Origin of the sequence: Candidatus Poriferisodalis sp. (assembly GCF_965208485.1) — a bacterium.
Taxonomy (GTDB): Bacteria; Actinomycetota; Acidimicrobiia; order Acidimicrobiales; family Poriferisodalaceae; genus Poriferisodalis.
Window position 1 is genome coordinate 3138124 of sequence record NZ_OZ242344.1, and the last position, 25030, is coordinate 3163153.

The following is a 25030-nucleotide window of genomic DNA, read 5'->3' on the forward strand; positions in this document are numbered from 1 at the left end:
TTGGGCTAGCGTCTGCGCTGTGAGATTCAGAACGAGATCCGGAGCGAGGTCCGGAACCGCTCGCCGTCTCGCCGCGCTGGCGGCGTTCGCTCTCGCAGCAATCTCTCTGGCAATGCTGCCGCCGCAGGCCGCCGCGCAGGGCAAAGACGACGACCATCCTCGCGATGTTGCAGGAGTCACACGCGAGTGCACCTCGTTGACCAGGGTGCCCGAGGACTTCGTGCTGCTGTGCATCGCCTTGTACCGCATCTTGAACGAGCACGTCGACCTCGATCTGCACTTGGACCGGGATGCGCCCTCCGATCTGGTCGCTCAGCTCGCCGCCGCTGCGGCTCAAGGCGTGCGAGACGCGTCGCTCGAGCCGCGGACGTCGGGGACGGCGCCGATGTGCTTCGAGCCGATCGCAGCGTCCGAGGCGATACGCGCAGCGTTCGAGACGATGTGCGACGAGATCGACCAGGTGCTCGACACCGCCGCAGCGGTCGTCGCCGCGACCGACGCGATGCTGGCGTTCTTCGGCGACCCCGAGACGGCTTGGCTGCCTGAACCGGAGTATCAGCGGTACTTGACGAGAGTTGGGTACTTTGCCTTCGGCGTCCCCCCGCCGCTCAGATCGGTGCCGTGGGCGGCGACGACTGCTTCGCCGTTCGCCGGCGAATTGTCGGTCGGACTCGGCTTCGAGTACGAAGCCGCACACGAGGACGGCACGCCATGCACAGACGTCTATGCGGCGGTGTGCTGGTGGGTCGTCACCAGTGTGGAAGAAGGAGGAGCGGCCGACATGGCCGGCCTGCAGGCAGGCGATGTCATACGGGCAGTCCTCACCAATGCCGGCACGCACGCCGAGCAGTCGTACCTGCTCTCAGAGTCCTCCTGCACGCCGTGGTCGCATCTGGACGAGCAGTACATCACCGACATCGCGGTTCGACTGGAGGTGCAGCGCGAGGCAGGGCGCCTGACGTTCGACTTGGAGGGAGTGGAGTACCTCAGGCCGGGGGCGCTCGGCTTCTACGTCGACGTCAGCGAGATCGATCGCAGGGTCGGCTTCATTCAAGTCCACTCGATGGGGGATCCCGCGTTGTCCGGAGATGTTCGTCGATTCCGGGAGCTCTTGAACAGGCTGATAACGCTTCGGGAAATCGACCTTCTCTACATCGACTTGCGAGGCACGCACGGCAACAACTTCGACGCCTTGGAGTCGATGGCCGGCATGCTGCTCGGGCCCGGCGTCGATCTGGGCTCGACCAGGCTCAGGGCCGCCATCACCTCCAACTTCGACTTTGACCTGAACTCGGTCGGTGAGCAGCTTGCGGGTGACGCCGACGATCTGCCTGTGGTGGTGCTCGTCGATGAGAGGACCGAGGGAAGTTCGGAGTGGCTGGCGCATGTGCTGCAGCATTACGACCGTGCTCTCGTCGCAGGAATCGAGACTGCCGGCCTGTTCGGCATGTCCCTCACCCGGACCGTGCACGCCGATGACGGGTCGTCGTTGGGAGGGCTGCGGCTCACCGCTGGGAAGTACACCGGTCCGGACGGCATGACCCCGAGCGGCGGTGTGGTGCCCGATCGGGAATTCGTTTCCGACGGCTGTCCTAGCCCGACGGAGTTCGTCGAGGAGCTCACCGAGACCTTTCGCCCATCGATCACAAGGGTCGAGATCACGTCGCGGCCCGAGTTCGTGTCGTACAGGACCGGTGAGGTGATCACCGTGACGGTGACGATCGACGACATCGTGTCCGTCGACACCGCCGGCGGCGTGCCGTACCTGGGGCTGCAGGTCGGGCCGAATCTGCGGCAGGCGGCGCATGCCACGACGACCCATGCCGACGGCCGGACGCTGCTGACGTTCGACTACACGGTCGTGGACGAGTGGGACGACGACGGCGTCTCGCTGCCGGCCGACCCGATCACGCTGAACGGCGGCACCATCAGAGCAGGAGGCCCCTTCCATTTCGACGCGATGCTCAGCTACCGCGCCTTGGACGATGACCCGCTCCATACGGTCAGAGGCTCCTCGACGGCGAACATGCCGCCGCAGCTGATACCCGATGAGGTGTTCGAGGTCTCTGAGCACGCCATTGTCGGCACAGACGTCGGGAGGCCCATTGTTGCCTTGGATCTCGATCCGGTGACCTTCGGTCTCGAGAGCGAGTCGGAGGAAGTGCTGTTGGCGATTGATGTGTCGAGTGGTCAGTTGCGGACGAGTGCGTTGTTGGATCATGAGAGTTTGCCGGTGATTCCGGTGACGGTGGTGGCGACTGATTCTTTGGGTGCGCAGAGCCGGTTGGACATTGTTGTGACGGTGGTTGATGAGAATGATGACGGTGAGTTCTGGCTTTCTTCGACGATGCCGCGGGTGTCGGTGCCGTTGACGGCGGAGTTGTTCGATCAGGATGACGATGTGGTGGTGAGTTCGTGGGCGTGGGAGCGTTCGCAGGATGGTGATGTGTGGGAGGCGGTTGACGGCGAGGCGGAGTCGGATGAGCCGTTGGAGTCGCGGTATGTGCCTGGGGGTGCTGATTTGGGGCATTTCTTGCGGGCGACGGTGGTGTATGAGGACGAGTTCGGGGGTCCGTATACGTTGTCGGCGGTGTCTGCGGGTGTTGTCGGGGCGCCGCCGGCTGATGGTGCGGTGGTGCCTGTTGGCGATGTGGTGACGGGTGAGGCGATTCTGATCATGGCGAATGGGTGGCGTCCGCCTGATATTGCTGCTGCGGCTGCGCTGAGTGCTCATACGGAGGGGTCGGCGGTGTTCTACACGGCGGGGGATCGGCTTTCGGAGGCGGCTCGTGATTTGCTGGCCGATTATCGGCCTGCTGAGGTGGTCACTGTCGGGGGGACTGCTGCGGTGAGCTTGACGGCGTTCGCGACGGCGAGGCGGGTGTCGGATGGTTCTGATTTCTCTCGTATCGGGGGCGCTACGCGGGTGGAGACTGCTGCGGGCATCGCGCGTCGGATTCTGGGGGCGCCGGGTGCCGGCAGTGCCGGTGCGACGTTGTTCGTCGCGAATGGGTGGCGTTCTCCTGACATCAGCGTGGCGGCTGCGCTGTCCGCGCAGGAGGAGCGTTCGGCGATTCTCTATACCGCTGCGGACGGGAGTCTGGCTGGGGCGACTGCGGAGTTGATCGCTGAGTACCGTCCGGCGCGGGTGGTGGTGGTCGGCGGTGTGGCGGTGGTGGATGTCGGCATCGAGGAGGAGATCGCTGAGTTGGTGCCTGATGCGGGCGTCGAGCGCGTCGCCGGGGCTGATCGCACCGGCACCGCGGCCGGCGCGGTGCGCGAGTCGCTGGGCCTGCCCGGCAGCCGTCCTGCGGGCTCGCAGGTGTTCATGCTGGCGAACGGCTGGCGTCCGCCTGATGTCATGATGGCTGCCGTGCTGAGCGCGCGTACGCCTGATTCCTATGTGCTGTTCGCCCCGCAAGCGGACCGCAGCGAGCTCACCGACGAGACCGTCTCGGTGCTGGGGAACTACCCGCCGAGCCGCATCGTGCTCGTCGGCGGCAGCGAAGTCATCTCCGAGCGGATGCGCGACAACGTCCGCATCGCCGCCCCGGACGCACGCATCTCGCGCCTCAGCGGACCCACACGAGTCGAAACCGCCGCCGCCGTCGCACGCAGAATCCTCGGCACCCCGTAGAAACCAGAGCATGGACCCGCAGCGAACCCCCCCCTGCCGCAGCGGGCAACGACCGATCGCCGGGGGGGGGGGGGTATTCTCCGCACCGTGAGATTTAGAACCACTCGCCGCCTCGCTGCGCTGGCGGCATTCGCTCTCGCAACGCTCGCCATCGTGATAGTGCCGACGCAGGCCGCAGCGCAGAGCCCGCAGAGCCGCAGCACTGTGCCCGCCGAATGCCGTTCGACGACCACGGTGCCCGAGGACTTCCTGATGCTGTGCGTCGCCTTCCACCTCATTGTGGATGAGCACTTCGACATCGATCCGGACGAGTCCTCCGACGAGCGCGCCGAGCAGATTGCCCAGCTTGCCGCAGCCGCAGTCTCGGGCGTGCAGAACGCCTCTCTCGATCAGCGGACATCGGGGACGGCGCCGGAGTGCTACGCGCCGCATGCAGCGTTCGAGGCGGTGTGCGACGAGATCGACCAAGTGCTCGACACCGTCAGAGCGGTGCTTGTCGCGACCGACGCGATGCTGGCGTTCTTCGACGACATCGAGACCGACCGGTTGACCGTGCCGGAACTCATTGTATTCAGAGCCACGATCAGCAGGGCCGTCAAGAGTGTCGAACTCGGCATGCAGGACGAATTCGCCGACGAGTACGGCAGGCCGTGCTCAATCTATGACCCGCCGTCGATATGGCTGAATTGCGCGTGGTATGTCGCCAGTGTGGACGCAGGGGGAGCGGCTGATATGGCCGGCTTGCAGGTGGGCGATTTCATCACAAGATTTGTCACCGATGTCGGCGCGGCAGACGAAGTTGAGCGAATTCCCGTCGGCGGCTCCCATGGCTGCCCGCCATGGTGGGATCTGGAAGATCGGTACATCGAGCCAATCGACATCCGCATAGATGTTGTACGTGACGAGGAGCCACTGACGTTCGACGTGAACGGCATGGAGTACACCATGCCGGCGGCCTTTGGCTTGGTTGCCGACAGCGGCACCAGCAAGGTCGGCTACATCAAAGTAAACTCGATGGAACGCGATACAGTATATCATCCACCGAGGCAGCTGGACGAAAACGGTCTCCCCCGGGATGATATTGCTCTGTTCCAGCTGATTCTGAGCGACCAGATAGAGAATGATGCCATCGACGAGCTGATTCTCGACTTGCGAGGCACCTACAGCAACAACCGATCGGGAATGCGGCATATTGCCGCCGCATTTCTCGGGGACGAGGTTGACGTCGGAAGCATGATGTGGAGACCGCAAACAGGTACGGAATCTAGATTCGCAAGGTTTCAGACCAGTGGAGGACATCTTGCGGGCGACTTTGACGATCTGCCTGTGGTGGTGCTAGTCGATGCGGGGACCGAAGGAACTGCTGAGTGGCTGGCCTATGTGCTGCAGCAGTACGAACGCGCTTTCTTCGTAGGAGCCGCGACTTCCGGCGCGTTCGCTTTGCCTTTGTCCAACCTGACCGGTGTGTACGCCGACGACGGCTCGTCGATAGGCGCCGTGCGGATCCCCATCGGCAGATATACGGGCCCGAACAGTGCGATGCCGAGCCGTGTGGAGCCACATCGGTGGTTCCTGCACGGCGAATGCGCTTCGTCGCCGACGGAATTCGTCGACGCGGTCTTCGATGCCGTATCTGCGCAAGCTGTGTGCATCGAGATCACGTCTCAGCCCATGAGCGTCTCGTACATGACGGGCGAGGTGATCACCGTGACGGTGACGATCGACGACATCGTGTCCGTCGACACCGCCGGCGGCGTGCCGTACCTGGGGCTGCAGGTCGGGCCGAATCTGCGGCAGGCGGCGCATGCCACGACGACCCATGCCGACGGCCGGACGCTGCTGACCTTCGACTACACGGTCGTGGACGAGGGGGACGACGACGGCGTCTCGCTGCCGGCCGACCCGATCACGCTGAACGGCGGCACCTTGGACACGGGAGACTTTTTCCAACTCGACGCGGATCTCAGCTACGCCGCCCTCGACGACAACCTGCACCACACGGTTCGGGGTTCCTCGACGGCGAACATGGCGCCGCTGTTCGTGAGGCCTGTGGTGGAGTTCGATGTCCTTGAGCACGGACTCGCCCCTTCTGCCGACGTGAGCTGCATGGGTGTCGAGGAAGAAGTGACAGAGTTCGAGATCTCCGAGCATGCGTCCGTCGGCACGCTGATCGGACCGCCCTTCATCGCTCTGGACGACGATCCGGTGACCTTCAGTCTCGAGAGCGAGTTGGCCGGCATGCCGTCGGAGACTGACATGGCTGACATGGGTGACATGGCTGACATGGGTGACATGGCTGACATGGGTGACATGGCTGACGACGTGATCGGCTTGCCGTTGGCGATTGATGTGTCGAGTGGTCAGTTGCGGACGAGTGCGTTGTTGGATCATGAGAGTTTGCCGGTGATTCCGGTGACGGTGGTGGCGACTGATTCTTTGGGTGCGCAGAGCCGGTTGGACATTGTTGTGACGGTGGTTGATGAGAATGATGACGGTGAGTTCTGGCTTTCTTCGACGATGCCGCGGGTGTCGGTGCCGTTGACGGCGGAGTTGTTCGATCAGGATGACGATGTGGTGGTGAGTTCGTGGGCGTGGGAGCGTTCGCAGGATGGTGATGTGTGGGAGGCGGTTGACGGCGAGGCGGAGTCGGATGAGCCGTTGGAGTCGCGGTATGTGCCTGGGGGTGCTGATTTGGGGCATTTCTTGCGGGCGACGGTGGTGTATGAGGACGAGTTCGGGGGTCCGTATACGTTGTCGGCGGTGTCTGCGGGTGTTGTCGGGGCGCCGCCGGCTGATGGTGCGGTGGTGCCTGTTGGCGATGTGGTGACGGGTGAGGCGATTCTGATCATGGCGAATGGGTGGCGTCCGCCTGATATTGCTGCTGCGGCTGCGCTGAGTGCTCATACGGAGGGGTCGGCGGTGTTCTACACGGCGGGGGATCGGCTTTCGGAGGCGGCTCGTGATTTGCTGGCCGATTATCGGCCTGCTGAGGTGGTCACTGTCGGGGGGACTGCTGCGGTGAGCTTGACGGCGTTCGCGACGGCGAGGCGGGTGTCGGATGGTTCTGATTTCTCTCGTATCGGGGGCGCTACGCGGGTGGAGACTGCTGCGGGCATCGCGCGTCGGATTCTGGGGGCGCCGGGTGCCGGCAGTGCCGGTGCGACGTTGTTCGTCGCGAATGGGTGGCGTTCTCCTGACATCAGCGTGGCGGCTGCGCTGTCCGCGCAGGAGGAGCGTTCGGCGATTCTCTATACCGCTGCGGACGGGAGTCTGGCTGGGGCGACTGCGGAGTTGATCGCTGAGTACCGTCCGGCGCGGGTGGTGGTGGTCGGCGGTGTGGCGGTGGTGGATGTCGGCATCGAGGAGGAGATCGCTGAGTTGGTGCCTGATGCGGGCGTCGAGCGCGTCGCCGGGGCTGATCGCACCGGCACCGCGGCCGGCGCGGTGCGCGAGTCGCTGGGCCTGCCCGGCAGCCGTCCTGCGGGCTCGCAGGTGTTCATGCTGGCGAACGGCTGGCGTCCGCCTGATGTCATGATGGCTGCCGTGCTGAGCGCGCGTACGCCTGATTCCTATGTGCTGTTCGCCCCGCAAGCGGACCGCAGCGAGCTCACCGACGAGACCGTCTCGGTGCTGTGGAACTACCCGCCGAGCCGCATCGTGCTCGTCGGCGGCAGCGAAGTCATCTCCGAGCGGATGCGCGACAACGTCCGCATCGCCGCCCCGGACGCACGCATCTCGCGCCTCAGCGGACCCACACGAGTCGAAACCGCCGCCGCCGTCGCACGCAGAATCCTCGGCACCCCGTAGAAACCAGGCCGTCCGATGTCATAGCGCCGTGCGCCGTCGGATAGCGTCGTGCGCCGTCGGATGCAGATGCACAGCGTCGGCTTGGCGTCGGCTATTGGGCTAGCGCCGGTCTTCGCTCTTGCAGTCGACGCAGCCGGCCCACGAGTCCTCCAAAGGCGGCGACGTTTGACCGTGGCGGTCCCGTCCCCAGCATGCGACAGTCCCGTCATCTCGAAGCCCGCAAGAATGAGCGCCGATGGACACTGCGGCAAACGGGCCTGGCGGCGGGGACGCCCCGTTGTCGTAGTCCAGGCCCCAGCATGCGACAGTCCGGTCAGTGCGAACGCCGCACGCGAACGGCGCGTATGCATACACTTCAGCGAAGTAATCCGAAGGCGGCGATGCTTCGCCGAAGTCGTCCCGGCCCCAGCACAAGGCGGCCCCGTCAGTGCGGACGCCGCACGAGTAAAAGCTCCTCAGAGACATGGTCGTGAAGGTGCCCGAAGGCGGCGACGTCTGGCCATACGTGTCCCCGCCCCAGCAGGCGACCGTCCCGTCAGTGCGAATAGCGCACGAATGATCGTTTCCTGAGTACACGGACGTGAAGGTGCCCGAAGGCGGCGACGTCTGGCCATCTTCATTCGAGCCCCAGCAGGCGATCGTTTTGTCGGTGCGAATGGCGCACGAATGCCCCAAGCCTGCCGACATTGCTGTGAAGGTGCCCGAAGGCGGCGACGACTGGCCATACTCATTCAAGCCCCAGCAGGCGATCGTTTTGTCGGTGCGAATGGCGCAATGGAACCCTCCGCCTTTGAAGATGGGAGCGGTGAAGGTGCCCGAAGACGGCGACGTCTGGCCATCTTCATTCGAGCCCCAGCAGGCGATCGTTTTGTCGGTGCGAATGGCGCACGCAGAGCTGGTGCCTGCGGTCACCGAGGTGAAGCTGCCTGGCGGCGGGGATGATTGGCCGTAGTAGTTCCAGCCCCAGCAGGCGAGCGTCTCGTCAGCGCGAATGCCGCATGTGTGGTGCAAGCCGACCGACAGCGAAACGAATCTGTCGGCTGCCAGCTCTGAGTCGCCGGCCGGCGCAGCACCCGTATCCGCGGCCGCAGGCCCGGTGCCGGTCTGGCCGGTCTGGCCGGTGCTGTCGGCTTGGGTCGCAGGCTCGGTGCCGGTCTGGCCGGTGCTGTCGGCTTGGGTCCTATCGTCGGCGCCGGGTTCCACGGTCTCGGTGATGGCAGGCCCGGTGTCGGTCTGGTCGGCTTGGCCGGTGCTGTCGGCTTGGGTCCTATCGTCGGCGCCGGGTTCCACGGTCTCGGTGATGGCAGGCTCGGTGTCGGTCTGGTCGGCTTGGCCGGTGCTGTCGGCTTGGGTCCTATCGTCGGCGCCGGGTTCCACGGTCTCGGTGATGGCAGGCTCGGTGTCGGTCTGGTCGGCTTGGCCGGTGCTGTCGGCTTGGGTCCTATCGTCGGCGCCGGGTTCCACGGTCTCGGTGATGGCAGGCTCGGTGTCGGTCTGGCCGGTCCGGTCTGTCCGGTCGGTGTTGTCGGTGTTGCCGGTGTTGCCGGTCTGGGTGTCTGTCCGGTCGGTGCTGTCGGCTTGGGCCGTATCGTCGTCGGCGGACTCGGCGCCAGTCCGGTCGGCGACATCGGGCGGTGCTGATCCCGTTTCGTTGAGGCTGGTGTCTGCGCGGTCGTCGGATGCTGTTTCTGAGAGTGGGACGGCATCGGCTGCTGTCCGGTCCGAGCCGGGCGACCCGATCGGATCCTGCTGAGAGGGTCCTGCCTGCTGTGCCGGATCGACACCGCCCTCAGCCGCGTCCCCGGCGGCCTCGACCCGCGTGCCAGGTGGCGAGGCAACCTCGGACTGCGCTGTCGGGCCTCCCGCCCACAGCAACAGCAGCGCTGCGCCCCAAGCGACCACCGCCGACAGCGCCGCTGCATCGCGCACCGCATTCGCTCGCCCAGACAGCACGGCCTTCCGAGAACTGTTCCCGTCTGCGTCTCTGTGCCCGTGCGCAGGATCGCCCAGCGGGTCTGAGGCCCATCCGCCGTCTGTTCCGCGTCGGCTCGCAGGATCGCCCAGCGGGTCTGAGGCCCATCCGCCGTCTGTTCCGCGTCGGCTCGCAGGATCGTCCAATGGGTCTGAGGCCCATCCGCCGTCTGTTCCGCGTCGGCTCGCAGGATCGCCCAGCGGGTCTGAGGCCCATCCGCCGTCTGTTCCGCGTCGGCTCGCAGGATCGCCCAGCGGGTCTGAGGCCCATCCGCCGCCCGCACTGCGGCGACGCGCCGATTGCGGATCGTCGTCGCCGTCCGACTCCCAACCGCTGATCACGAACGTCTCATGATCACGTACGTCTCATCAAAGCGACGCCATCAACAATCATCCCGGCCCGCGCCCGGCAGCGCAGCGCCGGTCTGAGCACGCCGGAATCGACACACACGTTCCACGATATCGACAATTTCAGCACGCCGAATCCTGATGCCAGCACCGCACGAGCCATCCCGTAGACCGGTCGCACCTCGATGAGTGGGCGGCCAGGCCGGCGATGATCGGGAAGCCGTGTCCGGGGCCGATGGAGCTAACCTCCTTGGCATCGCCCGCTTGGATTGCTGGAGGGCGCGGATGCTGCAGTCGAGTGCATGGTGCAGAGTCTCCCCTGACGCAGGCGCGCCAAGCGTGTGCGGGCTGTGGCAGCGACGGTATTCGCCGGCCCCGAGTCAGAAGATGCGCGCCAAGCGTGTGCGGGCTGTGGTGTGTGTGGTGTTGGCGGGTGGGTTGTTGTGGTCGGCTGCGGGGCCTGTGTCGGCGCAGGGTGAGGGCAGCGGTGATGGTGTGGTGCTGGCGGTGGCCAACGAGTCGTCGTTGTCCGACATCGGTGTGGGAGCGATGTTGGTGGCGTCTGGGGAGGCTGATGCGTTGGTGCTTTCTTCGGGAGCCGATGCTCTGGGCGAGGACGCGCAGCGTGTGGTGGAGCGTGCCGTGTTCGGCGGTGTGGAGGGCGGTGTGTCGGGGGTGATTCTGGTGGGCGGTGCTGCGGTGCTGTCCGAGACGCTGCGGTGGCAGGTCATGTCGCTGGCGTCTGGGGCGACGGTCGAGCGGTTGTCGGGCGCGACTCGTATCGAGACTGCTGCTGCGGCAGCACGGCGGGCCTTGGGAAGTCCCGGCGAGGCCGGGGAGGTCGAGATCGCGCTGGCCAACGGCTGGTCGCTGGCTGATGTGGGCGCGGCTGCGGGCTTGGTGGCTGCGGGCGGCGCTGACGCTGTGCTGTACACGGACCGCGACGTGCTGGCGGGCGGCGCTGAGTCGCTGCTGAGCGACTATTGGGTCTCGAGGCTGTTCGTGGTCGGCGGGACTGCCGCGGTCTCCGCGGGGCTGCGTGCCGATGCCGTGGCCGCGGCCGGCGCCGAGGTTCGCAGCAGGCGCCTCGCCGGCGCTGCGCGTGAGCACACCGCCGCCGAGGTCGCCAATGCGGCAGCGGGCGAGTGCGTCGCTGCGGCGGTCATCGCCAACGGCCATTCCCCCGTCGACGTCGGCACAGCGGCCGCGCTGGCTGCTGCGCTGGGCGACAGCGTGGTGCTGTACGCGGCGTCGCCGCACGACGCTGGGCAGCCTGCTCATTACGCAGTCGTCGACCTCGCGCCGCAGCAGATCATCCTCATCGGCAGCACCGACGCCCTCAGCGACACCGTCAAGACCCAGCTGCCCGGCGGGCGCACCGCCACCCGCATCAGCAGCACCCACCAAGCAGCACAACATGCCTTGCAAGGACCCAGCAACAGCTGCAACACCGAAGACGACGTATTCGACCGCAGCGGTCTCACACTCGCCGGTGCCGACAAGCGTGCCGACATCCATGTGTCATGGCAGTTGATCGACCCCTTCATTGCCGGCGAGTTGGGCGGCATCCGGATCGAGTGGCGCGCCGGTAATCAGGAATACGACAGCACACGGCGCCGTGTAGTCCCTTCGACGATGCAGCAGCACACCATCAGCGGCCTCGAATATGGCGCCGAGTACCATGTCCGTGCCAGCGCCATGATTTCGGACGACGTTGCGATAGCAGTCCTCGAGGGCACAGCGCGGACGCTGTCGTACAAGAGCTGGATCGAGAAGAACGTCATCGATCCTCGTGTCGCAGCCAATCCGTGGCTGCGCGAAGCATGGTACGAATACCCGCTGCCGGCTCGGATCCATGCCGTGGCCCACCCCGAGTACAAACACGGCGCCGGGCTCTACTTCTCTGTGCCGCCTGCAATCTCGATGAGGCATGACTACCGGCACGCCCACAATGTCATCCTGCACGAGCTGGGGCATCACTACTCGCTGCATCCCCACATTCATTCCGACGATCCTCAGCGGAAGCTGGGGATCGCCGCGCTGTGGCTGTACATGCTTGAGAGGAGGACCGTCACGAATGACTCCTACTCACACGGAGAAGCAGTCGCGGATTACCTCGCCTCGTACACGGTTCACGGCTGCGACAAACTGCCTCGCAGCGGCAGGTATCCCGAGTTCGGGCGCGAGGCTGCCTGCGCGTTCATGACGAGCCTCAGCAACGGAGAGATGCCGCAGTGGTTCCTGGACCGCTACACCAGCCACGGGACCATGAGAAGCATCGACCTCGACGAACTGTGGGCCGACCTCAAGCTGCTCCGCCTCGACGGCGGCATCTGGCAGATCGTCGAGCACTTGAAACACCTCTTCGGCGGCTACTGCTCACATGAGGAAGGCCGCGGCGCCATGTGGGTCACCGCGCTCAAGCACCGCGGGCCGCCGCCCAAGAACCCGTGGGTGGACGGCGGCTGCAAGAACCGCGTGCCCCAAGACGTCCAAGCCGGCCCGGGCGGCGCCGGCGCCATCGAGGTGTCCTGGGCCGGCCCGCTGTACCAGACCACACCCGACATCAATGCCTACACCGTGCAATGGAAGACCGCCGGCCAGAACTACGACACGACCCGCCAAGCCATCCTCACGGTGCCACTCCATTACTTCGGCACGACAAGCCACACCATCTCAGGACTGAGCCCGGGGGTCAGCTACAGCATCCGGATAACGGCGGTCAACTCCTCCAACCCGACACGCGACACCGACAGCGACCGACGCCGACGAACCGCCGAGACAACCGCAACAGCCGGCTAGCAGTGTGTCGCAGTGTTCTTCCGGGCATCATGCATTCTGCGGCGTGGCGTCCGTGAACCGGCGATTTCGGCAATTGCTCAGCAGTCTCCTAGTGTCCCGAGTGGCTAGTTAGTCGTGTTTTAGTGTCCGTTGCGCCATCATGGGGTCTTGGTCGATGATCGGAGCCTGGGTGGGTGTTCGACGGTAACGGCCGGTGGTGCTGAGCGACGGCGAGCGCGAGACGCTGGTGCCGCTATGTGCAACGAATTCCTCACTCGGGACACTAGGAGGGTGGTCGGAAAAAGGGGATCTTGCCGACACAGCAAGTCCCTGACCTGCGGGTTTGCATCTGACAAACGCCGAAACAGCGGCTTTCCGACCAGCCTCCTAGCCGACTGGTCAGAAACGGGGGTCTTGCCGAAACCGCGCCCAGCGCCCCGGCGAGTCCGCCTGGTGCCGGGTTGCGTCTTGTCATGGGGGTGCTGGTTTGGGCGGCGGCTTCTCAGTCGGCGAGTACTCGCCGGGCTGCTTGGGCGGCGGTGTCGATCCGGTTGTCGCCTGCGATGCGCCGCACCGCGGCGGTCGGGGACGCGTCGACGATCGCTGCGCGCACGGTGGCGCTGACGGCCGATGCGCCGCCGACGATGAAGACACGGCCGGGCCGGTAGGCGCGTATGAGTGCCTGCGTCGCTGCGGGCAGCGCACCGCTCCCGGTGTACAGAACGGCGGCATTGTCGGTCGCCGCCGCGAACGCCGCCGCCACCCCGACATCGGGCGACGACCAGCCGTTGGCCACCACCAGCGTGACCTCCTCAGACGCCGCTACCGCCCCGTGCAGCACACGCCGCGCCACCTGCACAGCGGTCCCCACGCGGTCGGTGCCGGTCACCCGCGTCGGGACCGCCACACCCGCAGCCTCCGCGATCTCGTCCGCGACCGCGGCCGAGACCGCATCGACGCCCCCCAGCACAAACACGCTCTCCGCCCGGTAATCGCGCAGCACCGCAGCCGTGGCCGGCGGCAGGCTGCCGCTGCGCGTGTACAGCACGGCCGCCTGCTCGCTGCCCGCCGCCAGCGACGCCGCGGCGCCGATGTCAGGCGGAGACCAGCCGTTCACCACGACAAACGCAACGCCTCCCGCAGCGGAGGGATCGCCCAGAACCCGCCGCGCCGCGCGCGCAGCAGTGCCGGCCCGGTCGATGCCGGTCACCCTCGCGACCCCCGACCCGGGCGACACCGCCCGAACTCGATCGCTCACCGCGTCCGACACGACCGACTCCCCGCCGACGATGACGACCTCAGCAGGCAGCTCGTCCCGCAACAACTGCTCCACCGCCGAAGGCAGCGCACCCGCCCCCGTGAACACCACCGCCGCCGCCTCGGTCCGAGCCGTCAGCACAGCAGCCGTGCCCACATCCGCGGGACTCCAGCCGTTCGCCACCACCAGCGTCGCCGTCCCAGCAACCGCACCGCCGGCCTCCTCGTCCTCTGCGTTCCCGGCCTCCTCGTCCTCTGCGTTCCCGGCCTCCTCGTCCTCTGCGTTCCCGGCCTCCTCGTCCTCTGCGTTCCCGGCCTCCCCTTCAGAGCCTTCTTCATCGTGACGCCCATCCCGCTCCGGAGCACCCTCGCCGCTCTGAGACTGCCCCGCCGACTGCCCCGACTGCCCCGCCGACTCGGCGCCCGACCACGGAATCGCCGGCGTGCTCGTCGGCTGCCCGTCGGCACCGAGCTCAACCACCGTCACCGCGAACGCCAAGTCGTTATCGCCCGTCCTTGACCAAGCCTTGTAGATTGCAGCGGACACGTAGTAGGTCCCTGACGTCGACGGGGTGAAGTCGGCCCATACGGGACTCTCCCAATAGCGCGCATCCTCGCGATGGTCGACGCCGTCTCTGGTGCCCGGAATATGGGTGCCGTCGGCATCGCGGACGCCGTACAGCAACGGCAGCCATCTTTGATTGCCGCTGTTCCGCTCGGCATCCCCTGTCCTCGTCTCGACGGTTATCCGATACGCCGTGCCGGCGGAGAGGCTGATGCGGAACCAGTCGATGTCTCCGGGATAATCCCAGTGCCTCACCACGGCAGCGCCGGCCGCGGCAGTGCACGCGGTATTCGTGCTCTGATAGCAGTCGTCGGGAAGGCTGATGACCTTCAGCCAGTACGTCGGAAATTCTTGGACGTACTCGATCTGATGTTCTTTTTCTTCGCGGTCCCACTTCCAATGATCAGGCAGGCCGGCGGCGAGGTAATACGTACCCGACGTCGGCACCACAAAAGTCATCTGCACGCGACCCCATATGTCCTTTCCATCGGGCAGCACTATCTGATGGGCTGCCTTGTACGACAAGGGCTCGCCGTACCATTCAGCCAAATCCGTGTCGGGAACCAGCGTCCCGCTGCTGTCGAATATGCCGTGCAGGCGGCGGTTGCGACTGAACGCGACCGTGTACCCGACATCCGCCTCGAGTTCCAATTCGAACCAGTCGACATCGTGATGTGCATGGAGAAAAGCCGACACCGCGGTGCCGCCCACGGTCAGCGAGCAGGTCGTATCGCTCGATGCCGCGCAGTCGTCCGGCTCCAGCTGCGCGCCCGCATTCCCGACCGGCAGCGCGAGCACGGCCGCGACCACCGGCAGCCACAGCAACGCCGCAAGGAACCTGCGAGGGCGAACCGGCGCCGCCCGCAGGACACGCGCCGCCCGCAGGACACGCGCCGCCCGCAGGACACGCGTCGCGCCGAGGCCTGAGCTAGCTATGCCGATGTTCCCATGCTTGCCCATGCTGCGATACTAGTGCCGCGGCACTAGTGGTGAGTCGCGGGTTTCGCCGCGCGGTGCGCCGGTCCTCTGACCGGCGCGAACAACAGGCGACGTCCGCGCATGCCATACCCAACTGTGCCCTGACTGACCCGCTCAAGCCGAGATCTGGCACAGGAGCGACAACGATCACCAGCGCGGGCACCGCCGTCACGAACCGGTGCCTGCCCGGTTCATTACTGCGCGCCCCGCGGCCGCTGACACTCCGCGCACCCGCTCCAACGGTGGATTCGGGCTGAGCGAGCGGGCTGAGTGGGTCAGTGCAGCAGACTAAAATCGCGCACAGCCTAGGGGGAGTGAGATTACTATGGTTGCAAATGAAGCCATCTCATGCAATTATGGCGCACAGATCTGCAAGCGAAGCTATCTCAGCGTTGCAGCCAGATACCGCGGCCGCATTGGGGCCAGCCGCAGGCACGGACTTCTGTCGGCTCTGTCGGCGTTGTCTGCAACGGTGTTCATTGCCGCGGCCGTGACGGTTCTCGGGATGGGCGGGCCTGTCTCGGCGCAGTCGCCTCCGACGTGCTCGGGCACCGCTGCGGTGGTGGGCTCCACGGCCAACACCGGCCTCATCGCCGACTGCAACAACCTGCTCGCCGCTCAGCCGACCCTCATCGGCGACAGCACCGAAGCCTCGCTGAACTGGAGCGTCGAAGTGGATATGGCTGGCTGGGACGGCGTCGTCCTCCGAGGCGACCCCGCCCGTGTCGTCAAACTCAACCTGGCGTTCAGTGATCTGTCGGGAACGATTCCGACCCAGCTGGGCAGCCTCACCAACCTCACCGAGCTCAACTTGTCCTTCAACGGTCTGTCGGGTTCGATTCCGACCCAGCTGGGCAGTCTCACCAACCTCACCAGCCTCGCCTTGGCTGCCAATGATCTGTCGGGTTCGATTCCGACTGAGCTGGGCAGTCTCACCAACCTCACCGACCTCGGCTTGGCTGCCAATGATCTGTCGGGTTCGATTCCGACCCAGCTGGGCAGTCTCACCAACCTCACCAGCCTCGATCTGTCTTCCAATGATCTGTCGGGTTCGATTCCGACCCAGCTGGGCAGTCTCACCAACCTCACGCGGCTGAAGCTGTCCTTCAACGGTCTGTCGGGTTCGATTCCGACCCAGCTGGGCAGTCTCATCAACCTCAATTCCTCGCTCTTGCTGGGCAACAACGAGCTGACGGGTTCGATCCCGACTCAGTTGAAGAACCTCACCAACCTTGAGCAGCTTGATCTGTCTTCCAACAAGCTGACGGGTTCGATCCCGACTGAGCTGAAAGACCTCACCAGCCTGCAACAGATCTCGCTGAGCAACAACGAGCTGACGGGTTCGATCCCGACTGATCTGAAGGAACTCACCAACCTTGAGCAGCTTGATCTGTCTATCAACGAGCTGACGGGTTCGATCCCGACTGAGCTGGAAGAACTCACCAACCTCATGTGGCTCAACTTGTCGCAAAACGAGCTGACGGGTTCGATTCCGCCCGAGCTTGCCAACCTGACCAAGCTCCAGAGGCTCCAACTGGTCGGCAATGGTCTGACGGGGTGCATTCCTGATGCATTGACGAGCCTGCTGAGCGGGCAGAACCTCGGTCTGAGCGCCTGTGGTTCCGTCGGCGACGGCATGCCCGGCGACGGCATGCCCGGCGACGGCATGCCCGGCGACGGCACGCCGGGCAATACCCCGCCGGGCAATACCCCGCCGGGCAATACCGGCAGTGTCGGCGGTGGTTCTTCTGGCGGCAGTGCAGGTTCTGGTTCTGGTGGTGGTTTTTCTGGTGGCGGTGGTGGCGGCGGTCTGGATGTGGGTGTGGCGACGTTGGTGGTGGCTGATGGGTGGAGTGCTGCTGATGTGGGTGTGGCGTCGGTGCTGGCGGCTCGTGAGGGCGGCGCGGTGGTGTATGCCGCTGAGGGGGGGCTGCCTGCTGAGGTGGGGAGGCTGCTGAGGGATTCGCTGCCGGCTGAGGTGCTGGTGGTGGGCGGCCCGGCGGCGGTGCCTCGGGCGGTGCTGAGCGAGATTCGTGCGGCGTCGAGGGGTTCTGATGTGCGGCGGGTGTCGGGGTCGGATCGTGTCGCGACCGCGGCGGCGGCGGCGCGGCGTGTGCTGGGCGGCGCTGCCGGCGGCGGGGTCACGTTCGTGATAGCGAACGGCTGGTCGCCGCCTGATGTGGGCGTGGCGGCGGCGCTGGCGGCTGCCAGCGGGGACCGCGCGGCGGTGCTGTACACCGGCAGCGGCGCGTTGGCTGAGGAGTCGGCTGCGCTGCTGCGCGAGTACCCCACCGAGGAGGTGGTGGTGGTGGGCGGTGAGGCGGCGGTCAGCGCGGCTGCGCAGCAGCGGGCCGCTGACGCGGCGGGCGGGCAGGCGAGCGTGTCGCGTGTGTCCGGCGCTGACCGTGTCGCGACCGCGGCGGCGGCGGCGCGGCGTGTGCTCGGCGATGCCGAGGACGCCGCGAGGGTCACCTTGGTGATAGCGAACGGCTGGTCGCCGCCTGATGTGGGCGTGGCGGCGGCGCTGGCGGCCGCTGACGACAACGCGGCGGTGGTCTACACCGAGGCGGAGGCGCTTTCCGATGCCGCGGAGGCGCTCATCGACGAGTACGAGCCGGTGTCGGTGGTCATCGTCGGCGGCCGCTCAGCGGTCAGCGACGAGGTCCGCGACGCGGTTCGCGAAGCCGCGCCCGACAGTGTCGACATCGAGCGCATCACCGGCCAGACCCGCACCGACACTGCCGCCCGGGCAGCCCGACGCATTCTCGCCGATGACTGACCTTCGCCCCGCGCTGGACAAGCCCGTCCGTGCCAGACCCGCACGGACGACGGAAACGAACCGTCGAGTGCTGCGGCGCTCGTGTCGCGGCATGGGCAAGCAGGGAAATGTTGACAGTGTCGGCCCACACTTCGCCGGCTCACGCTTTGGCGCGGCGCGTGTGCGGCGGTCGGCGCCGGCCCGCCCTCGCAGGTTCCTTGCGGCGTTGCTGTGGCTGCCGGTGGTCGCGACCGTGCTCGCGCTGCCGGTCGGGAATGCGGGTGCGCAGACGCCGCCGGACGACTGCGCGGCATCGACCGACACGACCTGCTCTCTGACTGTGGACGGCCCCGCGGTGTCGGCAACTCATCGTGCGCATGACGAGGTCGACTGGTTCGAATTGACGTTGGAGGCTGAAGTCGGATACTCGGTCGCGTTCAGCCGCGACCGCCGCCTGCACGGTATATACGACAGCAGCGGGACGCTGGTTCCCGATACCGACTTGGCCTCATGGCACGGTGAACCGAAGTCATATGGCACCCTTGAGGTAGTGCTGCCCGATGGACGGGTGCCATATCGCGTGCAGATGACTTTTGTGGTGCCGACGTCGGGTACGTATTACCTCGCCGCCGGCCTGCCTGATCATTGGAAGTGGGACCGCGAAGAAAAAGAACATCAGATCGAGTACGTCCAAGAATTTCCGACGTACTGGCTGAAGGTCATCAGCCTTCCCGACGACTGCTATCAGAGCACGAGCACCGCGTGCACTGCCGCGGCCGGCGCTGCCGTGGTGAGGCACTGGGATTATCCCGGAGACATCGACTGGTTCCGCATCAGCCTCTCCGCCGGCACGGCGTATCGGATAACCGTCGAGACGAGGACAGGGGATGCCGAGCGGAACAGCGGCAATCAAAGATGGCTGCCGTTGCTGTACGGCGTCCGCGATGCCGACGGCACCCATATTCCGGGCACCAGAGACGGCGTCGACCATCGCGAGGATGCGCGCTATTGGGAGAGTCCCGTATGGGCCGACTTCACCCCGTCGACGTCAGGGACCTACTACGTGTCCGCTGCAATCTACAAGGCTTGGTCAAGGACGGGCGATAACGACTTGGCGTTCGCGGTGACGGTGGTTGAGCTCGGTGCCGACGGGCAGCCGACGAGCACGCCGGCGATTCCGTGGTCGGGCGCCGAGTCGGCGGGGCAGTCGGGGCAGTCGGCGGGGCAGTCTCAGAGCGGCGAGGGTGCTCCGGAGCGGGATGGGCGTCACGATGAAGAAGGCTCTGAAGGGGAAGCCGGGAACGCAGAGGACGAGGAGGCCGGGAACGCAGAGGACGAGGAGGCCGGGAACGCAGAGGACGAGGAGGCCGGCGGTGCGGTTGCTGGGACGGCGACGCTGGTGGTGGCGAACGGCTGGAGTCCCGCGGATGTGGGCACGGCTGCTGTGCTGACGGCTCGGACCGAGGCGGCGGCGGTGGTGTTCACGGGGGCGGGTGCGCTGCCTTCGGCGGTGGAGCAGTTGTTGCGGGACGAGCTGCCTGCTGAGGTCGTCATCGTCGGCGGGGAGTCGGTCGTGTCGGACGCGGTGAGCGATCGAGTTCGGGCGGTGTCGCCCGGGTCGGGGGTCGCGAGGGTGACCGGCATCGACCGGGCCGGCACTGCTGCGCGCGCGGCGCGGCGGGTTCTGGGCGATCCCTCCGCTGCGGGAGGCGTTGCGTTTGTCGTGGTGAACGGCTGGTCTCCGCCTGACATCGGCGCCGCGGCGTCGCTGGCGGCGGGCAGCGAGCAGGCGGCCGTGCTGTACACGCGCAGCGGCAGCCTGCCGCCGGCCACGGCTGCGGTGCTGCGCGATTACCGGGCGGAGAGCGTGTTTGTGCTGGGGGGCGTCGATGCGGTCTCGGCCGCGGTCGCGGACGAGATCGCGGAGGCTGCGGGTGTGGCGGTCCCGACGCGGGTGACCGGCACTGATCGTGTGGGGACCGCTGTGCAGGTGGCGCGGCGTGTGCTGCACGGGGCGGTAGCGGCGTCTGAGGAGGTCACGCTGGTGGTGGCCAACGGCTGGTCGTCGCCCGATGTCGGGGTGGCGGCGGCGTTCGCGGCGGCGACCGACAATGCCGCCGTTCTGTACACCGGGAGCGGTGCGCTGCCCGCAGCGACGCAGGCACTCATACGCGCCTACCGGCCCGGCCGTGTCTTCATCGTCGGCGGCGCATCGGCCGTCAGCGCCACCGTGCGCGCAGCGATCGTCGACGCAGCCCCGACCGCCGCGGTGCGGCGCATCGCAGGCGACAACCGGATCGACACCGCCGCCCAAGCAGCCCGGCGAGTACTCGCCGACTGAGAAGCCGCCGCCCAAACCAGCACCCCCATGACAAGACGCAACCCGGCACCAGGCGGACTCGCCGGGGCGCTGGGCGCGGTTTCGGCAAGACCCCCGTTTCTGACCAGTCGGCTAGGAGGCTGGTCGGAAAGCCGCTGTTTCGGCGTTTGTCAGATGCAAACCCGCAGGTCAGGGACTTGCTGTGTCGGCAAGATCCCCTTTTTCCGACCACCCTCCTAGTGTCCCGAGTGGGGAATTCGTTGCACATAGCGGCACCAGCGTCTCGCGCTCGCCGTCGCTCAGCACCACCGGCCGTTACCGTCGAACACCCACCCAGGCTCCGATCATCGAGAGACATCGATGACTCCGGGGGTAACTGACTTAGTTACCCAAGCCGCTTGTTGATATCCGCCACCGCGTCGATCAGCGCCCCGTTCTCTCGCAGCACCCGATCCACCTTCTCGTCAAGCTGGCCAAAACGGCCGTCGATGTCAGACTCAAGCCGGTCGAAACGCTCGTCTACCCGGTCGAAGCGTTCGCCGATCTGGTCGAACATCTCGGTCAGGAACTCGCGGGTCTCGTCGGGCGTGCTCATCGGTTCTTCTGCGGCCGCGGCCGGCTGACCGCCACCGCGCGAGCAATGCGCTCCGGGCTGTCGGGAATGGCAGGCGGAGGCTCTGGCTTTCGATCTGCGTCGTCTGGCTGGTCGCTCATGTCGTGACGCCCTTGATCTCGCCGTAGCGGGTAACGCTACACATCGTAAACACAGTTGACGGGACCGCGGTAGGTTTCCGGGTGCTACCAACACCGGCCCCTAGGAGACCGCTGATTTATTCGGATTCGGGCAAGTCTGCAACGCTCTGACCTGCGGCTTTGTGCCCATGAATCGGCGATTTCGGCAATTGCTCAGCAGTCTCCTAGGGGCCGCAGTCGAAATGTCAGAGGCTCACGGCGTTGCCGTGGTCCCCTTCGGATCGGCTGCGAACGGTGTTGGTAGCACGACGACCTGAGCCTCCGACTCGAAGGGGACCGCCCCATGAGCACCCGCCTTGCCGTCGGGCTGGCCGAGCTGCCCGACGGGTTCGCCGTCACTGTCGAGAAGAACCGCTGGCGACGCTTGTGGGCCGTCATGTGCATCGGCACCGCGGCCATCGCAATCGCCGGAGGCGTCCTAGCCGCCGTCACCGCATCCTCCGCCGAATGCTCTCGCTACAGCACCGACTGCGCTGCCGATCAAGCCCTCGCCGCGTTGCCGTGGATGATCGCCAGCGGCAGCGCGATGTCCTGGGCCGTGATCCTGTTCGGCATCTGGTGGGCCACCCGGCAGTACCGGCCCGTAACTCACCGAGCCGACGCCTAGCGTGCCGACCTCAGCCTGCCGAGACTGCGCGCACCCGTGCTCTCGGGGAGCCAAGAAATGCCCGCAATGCGGAGCGCACCTGCCGACCAAGCCCAAAGCCCAAGCAGCGATAGACGACTTCGGCAACAAAGCCGCCCAAGCCGGCTGCGCTGTCATCGTTCTCATCGCCGCTGTCGCTGCGGTCATCGCGATCTTCGTCGCCTTCTGGCCGACCTAGCCCCCGGTCAGCCCCAGCCCCACGCTACGACAGCCGCGCGAGTGTTCGCTACGCCGTCAGCGTCGCCCAGTCGAGCCGCTTGCCGTCCGTGCCCGCTGCCAGCCCCGCAAGCCGCGCCGCCAGAGCCGAACGAGCAGCGTTGTGACGGGCCGTGAACTCGGTCACGTACCGAGCCAGATGCTTACGCGACATGAGCCAGATGCTTACGCGACATGTGATGGTAGGTGCCGACGTAACCGCGCTTGAACACCGACCACAACGCCTCGATGCTGTTCGTCGTCGCCCCATCGGTGCCGACGTACTCGCCGCTGCTGTGATTCACGGTCTGATGCCGATACCCCATCTTCGCCAGCGGCATACACCCGACCCCTCGTCGGTGCGCACCACCGCACCCGGAACAGTGCGCTCCTTCACGAACCCCGTCAGCGTCGAAGCCTTCAAGTCGCCAATCGGCATCGCCACCGCCTTGCCCGACCCGTGATCCACCATCCCCACCACCGGCGTCACCAGATCGAGCAACGGATCGGCCTGCCGCTTCCGATGCCGAGCCTTGGCCTTGCCGCCCACGAACATCTCGTCCACCTCCACCGGACCGGCGAACCGGTCGGTGCTGTAGGTCTCGGTCCACGCCTCGCGAATACGATGAGCCAAGAACCACGCCGACTTCTGCGTGATCCCCAAGTCGCGGGCGAGCTGATGCGACGACGTGCCCTTGCAATGATCCGACAGCAGCCACATCGCCAGCACCCAGGTGCGGATCGGCAGCTTCGACGCGTGCATCACACTCCCGGTCTTGGCCGAAAAATCCTTCCGACAGTCACGGCACCGGAACGGCTGAGGCTTCCGCGTCGGCCGCACGGCCACGTTGTCGCTGTGACACTCCACACAGCGCACCCCACCGGGCCAGCGCTGCTCGCAGAACCACGACTCAGCCGCCGCCTCATCGGGAAACATCTCCATCACCTGAAACACGCTCAACCCGTTTGCCATGCCCCCAACGTAAACAGGGGGTGTGACATCTATGGGTAACTACGTAAGTCATTCCCATGACTTCCGTATCGCGGGTTGCTCGGCTCCTGAGTCCGTTGCCGACCTTGCGCTCCGGCTCAGCTCCGGCTCGGACATCCGCTGCTCGCGCCCGTGTTCCTGAGCGCTCAATATCCTTTTGCGTATATTTCAGTATCTTTCACTATAGATGTTTGCACTGACCCCTTGGAAACAACCATCTAGCCACTCAGGACACTAGTGGCTGTGCAGATTTGTCGATCTAGCGTTCAACGGTTCTGTCGGGTGTGATCTCGGACCGGCGTGCACGCCTTGCGGGGTGGGGCCTGTGTGATGGTCCAGCCTTCCCCGGGCGGTGCCGGCTCGGTCGGTGGATGTAGCACCAGGTTGTACTCGTGCAGCCGGTGGTGGTGGCTGTGGCAGAGCAGCGCCAGGTTGGCAAGGCTGGTCGGCCCGTCGTCGAGCCAGTGCTGGATGTGGTGCCCGTCGCAGTGAACGGGCGCTCTGCCGCAGCCGGGCCAGACGCATCGTTGGTCGCGTGCAATCAATGCCCTGCGCAGGGCTGGCGTAATGGTGCGCTTGGCCCGCCCAACGTCGAGCACCTCGCTCGGGCCACCCATCACTGCCGGTATGACTTGTGTGTCGCAGGCGATCCGGCGCAGGTCAGCGACGCCGAGCATGGTGCCGTTCTCGGTGATCGCGGTCGCGCCGGGAACTGCCAGCAGGTCATGCGCCTGTGTCGACGCGGCGTCCGCGGACGCAGCATTTGGAGCTGCCGGACGTGGATTCGCGAGCGACAGAGATTCGTCGTCGGCGCCCGCGACCGCAGCCCGCTCGCTCGAGCCGCCACGCAGATTGTCCAGCGTGGCGAGCACGATCATCTGCGTTGGACTCGGCACGATCCAGACATCGTCTCCCCCGCGCTCGCCGGCGGCCGCTCCGGCATCCCGGGGCGTCGCCGCTTCTTCCGGCGCGCCAAGGACCGCCACGGCATCCCGGGGCACCGAGTCGGTGTGCTGGGCACCACCGGAAGCAGCCGCATTTCCTCCCGTATTGGCTGCACCATGGCCCCTGGCGGCGGTGAGCAGCCACGCGAGCGCGTCGGCGGCTCGCTGCTGCACGCTGCGCCGACTCGATTCAGGCAGCTCTTTGTCACTCCGCCAGTTCCGCTCGACAGCGCTCATCAAGAGTCGGTTGACTGCATCGCCCGTGAGCGCGTCAAACTTGGCCCGCAGGTGCCACATGCCGTTGTCGGGGTCGATCCACATCGAAGCCGACCTAGCTGCGCGCTGGCGCGCCCGCCGCTGTGCATCGCTCTCGCGTCGCCACGCTGCTTCCGCGGCACGCACGGTCTTCCGTGTCTCGTCTGCCGTCTGGTTCCGAGCCTGCTTGCACAGGTCCCTTCGCGCCTCGTCGGGGACCTCCGCCGCAGCGACCAAAGCAGCTTGCTCTGCGTTGATCACGCCGTGTCCCAAAGACGCAGCCACCTGCGGCTGCGCATCCAGAATCTCTGCCTCGCGTTCAACGCGGCGCGCCAACGCGCCTCCCACCCCCGTGGCATTGACCAGCGTTTCTGCCGCCGAGGCCTCCCCGCGACGCGCATGCAGCCGGCGCCGTGTCGCCTCGCCAGCCAGCGTGCTGCGCGCCCCCTCGAGCACGTTGATGGCCCGCTGCACCGCCTGCGTGCACCACACCACATCCTCATCGTCCGCAGTCTGCGCCTGATCACTGCTGACCAGGGGACCGTCCAGCAACGACTCCACCGCAGCATCCACAGCATCACGGACACCGCCGGCGTTGCCGCGAACTTCGCCCTCACATCGCTGCGCCAGCCGCGCACGCATCTCCGCCAGGCACGCCCGGCCGACCAACGGGCGGACCGCGGACTGCGGGCCACTGCCAAGTCGATGCCTCGGGCTGGAGGTCATGAAGGCCAACGTATACGAGGGGTGTAACACGCTTAGCCTGAGCTTCAGTCATTGCCAGCCGCATGCACTACCCGAGCGGACGCGTGGCCCCGTTTCTC

General features: G+C 66.3%; 13 protein-coding genes. 6 read left to right on the forward strand and 7 right to left on the reverse strand.

Annotated elements, in window-relative coordinates; genetic code table 11:
- Positions 1-19: 19 nt before the first annotated feature.
- Entirely contained in the window at positions 20-3637 is a 3618-nt protein-coding gene (locus tag ACOGXQ_RS14705) for a cell wall-binding repeat-containing protein (RefSeq protein ID WP_419944368.1), read from the forward strand.
- A gap of 87 nt (positions 3638-3724) precedes the next feature.
- Complete coding sequence (locus tag ACOGXQ_RS14710; RefSeq protein ID WP_419944369.1) at positions 3725-7444, forward strand: cell wall-binding repeat-containing protein; 3720 nt, start codon at positions 3725-3727, stop codon at positions 7442-7444.
- Positions 7445-7543: 99 nt separating this feature from the next.
- On the opposite strand, the gene ACOGXQ_RS14715 is transcribed toward ACOGXQ_RS14710, so the two are convergent.
- On the reverse strand, positions 7544-9757 hold the full coding sequence (locus tag ACOGXQ_RS14715) for a hypothetical protein (RefSeq protein WP_419944370.1): 2214 nt from the start codon (positions 9755-9757) through the stop codon (positions 7544-7546).
- 393 nt (positions 9758-10150) lie between these two features.
- Here ACOGXQ_RS14715 and ACOGXQ_RS14720 point away from each other — a divergent pair, with 393 nt between their 5' ends.
- Entirely contained in the window at positions 10151-12565 is a 2415-nt protein-coding gene (locus ACOGXQ_RS14720) for a fibronectin type III domain-containing protein (protein WP_419944371.1), read from the forward strand.
- 481 nt (positions 12566-13046) lie between these two features.
- Here the strand turns inward: ACOGXQ_RS14720 and ACOGXQ_RS14725 are convergent, their stop codons facing one another.
- Positions 13047-15326 carry a cell wall-binding repeat-containing protein gene (locus ACOGXQ_RS14725; RefSeq protein WP_419944372.1) on the reverse strand — a complete coding sequence of 760 codons (2280 nt, stop codon included), beginning with the start codon at positions 15324-15326 and terminating at the stop codon, positions 13047-13049.
- Between the two features lie 523 nt (positions 15327-15849).
- On the opposite strand from ACOGXQ_RS14725, the gene ACOGXQ_RS14730 reads away from it, so the two are divergent.
- A complete protein-coding gene (locus tag ACOGXQ_RS14730) occupies positions 15850-18123 on the forward strand; it encodes a cell wall-binding repeat-containing protein (RefSeq protein ID WP_419944373.1) in 2274 nt (757 codons plus the stop codon).
- A 205-nt stretch (positions 18124-18328) separates the two neighbouring features.
- On the forward strand, positions 18329-20443 hold the full coding sequence (locus tag ACOGXQ_RS14735) for a cell wall-binding repeat-containing protein (RefSeq protein ID WP_419944374.1): 2115 nt from the start codon (positions 18329-18331) through the stop codon (positions 20441-20443).
- A 364-nt stretch (positions 20444-20807) separates the two neighbouring features.
- On the opposite strand, the gene ACOGXQ_RS14740 is transcribed toward ACOGXQ_RS14735, so the two are convergent.
- Positions 20808-21017 (reverse strand): hypothetical protein, encoded by a 210-nt coding sequence (locus tag ACOGXQ_RS14740; RefSeq protein WP_419944375.1) that lies wholly within the window; start codon positions 21015-21017, stop codon positions 20808-20810.
- A gap of 441 nt (positions 21018-21458) precedes the next feature.
- Between ACOGXQ_RS14740 and ACOGXQ_RS14745 the strand changes: the two genes are divergently transcribed.
- Positions 21459-21782, forward strand: a complete 324-nt coding sequence (locus ACOGXQ_RS14745; protein WP_419944376.1) for a hypothetical protein — start codon at positions 21459-21461, stop codon at positions 21780-21782.
- A gap of 265 nt (positions 21783-22047) precedes the next feature.
- Here ACOGXQ_RS14745 and ACOGXQ_RS14750 read toward each other — a convergent pair whose 3' ends face one another.
- From ACOGXQ_RS14750 to ACOGXQ_RS14765, 4 genes are all read right to left on the reverse strand, one after another.
- Entirely contained in the window at positions 22048-22191 is a 144-nt protein-coding gene (locus tag ACOGXQ_RS14750; protein WP_419944377.1) for a hypothetical protein, read from the reverse strand.
- Positions 22181-22321: a transposase gene (locus ACOGXQ_RS14755; protein ID WP_419944378.1), complete on the reverse strand. Its 141-nt coding sequence runs from the start codon at positions 22319-22321 to the stop codon at positions 22181-22183. Before ACOGXQ_RS14755 ends, ACOGXQ_RS14750 begins: the two co-directional genes overlap by 11 nt.
- A complete protein-coding gene (locus ACOGXQ_RS14760; RefSeq protein ID WP_419944379.1) occupies positions 22318-22989 on the reverse strand; it encodes an IS1595 family transposase in 672 nt (223 codons plus the stop codon). Before ACOGXQ_RS14760 ends, ACOGXQ_RS14755 begins: the two co-directional genes overlap by 4 nt.
- Positions 22990-23273: 284 nt before the next feature.
- The gene (locus ACOGXQ_RS14765; RefSeq protein ID WP_419944380.1) at positions 23274-24932 is read right to left on the reverse strand and encodes an HNH endonuclease signature motif containing protein; all 1659 of its coding nucleotides are present in this window, start codon (positions 24930-24932) and stop codon (positions 23274-23276) included.
- Positions 24933-25030 lie beyond the last annotated feature (98 nt).

Excerpts from the sequence above, each read along its gene's own strand:
- ACOGXQ_RS14720 (WP_419944371.1), top strand. The coding sequence starts at position 10,151 with ATGCGCGCCAAGCGTGTGCGGGCTGTGGTGTGTGTGGTGTTGGCGGGT.
- ACOGXQ_RS14725 (WP_419944372.1), bottom strand. The coding sequence starts at position 15,326 with ATGGGCAAGCATGGGAACATCGGCATAGCTAGCTCAGGCCTCGGCGCG.
- ACOGXQ_RS14730 (WP_419944373.1), top strand. The coding sequence starts at position 15,850 with ATGGGCGGGCCTGTCTCGGCGCAGTCGCCTCCGACGTGCTCGGGCACC.
- ACOGXQ_RS14740 (WP_419944375.1), bottom strand. The coding sequence starts at position 21,017 with ATGAGCACGCCCGACGAGACCCGCGAGTTCCTGACCGAGATGTTCGAC.
- ACOGXQ_RS14745 (WP_419944376.1), top strand. The coding sequence starts at position 21,459 with ATGAGCACCCGCCTTGCCGTCGGGCTGGCCGAGCTGCCCGACGGGTTC.
- ACOGXQ_RS14750 (WP_419944377.1), bottom strand. The coding sequence starts at position 22,191 with ATGTCGCGTAAGCATCTGGCTCGGTACGTGACCGAGTTCACGGCCCGT.
- ACOGXQ_RS14760 (WP_419944379.1), bottom strand. The coding sequence starts at position 22,989 with ATGGCAAACGGGTTGAGCGTGTTTCAGGTGATGGAGATGTTTCCCGAT.
- ACOGXQ_RS14765 (WP_419944380.1), bottom strand. The coding sequence starts at position 24,932 with ATGACCTCCAGCCCGAGGCATCGACTTGGCAGTGGCCCGCAGTCCGCG.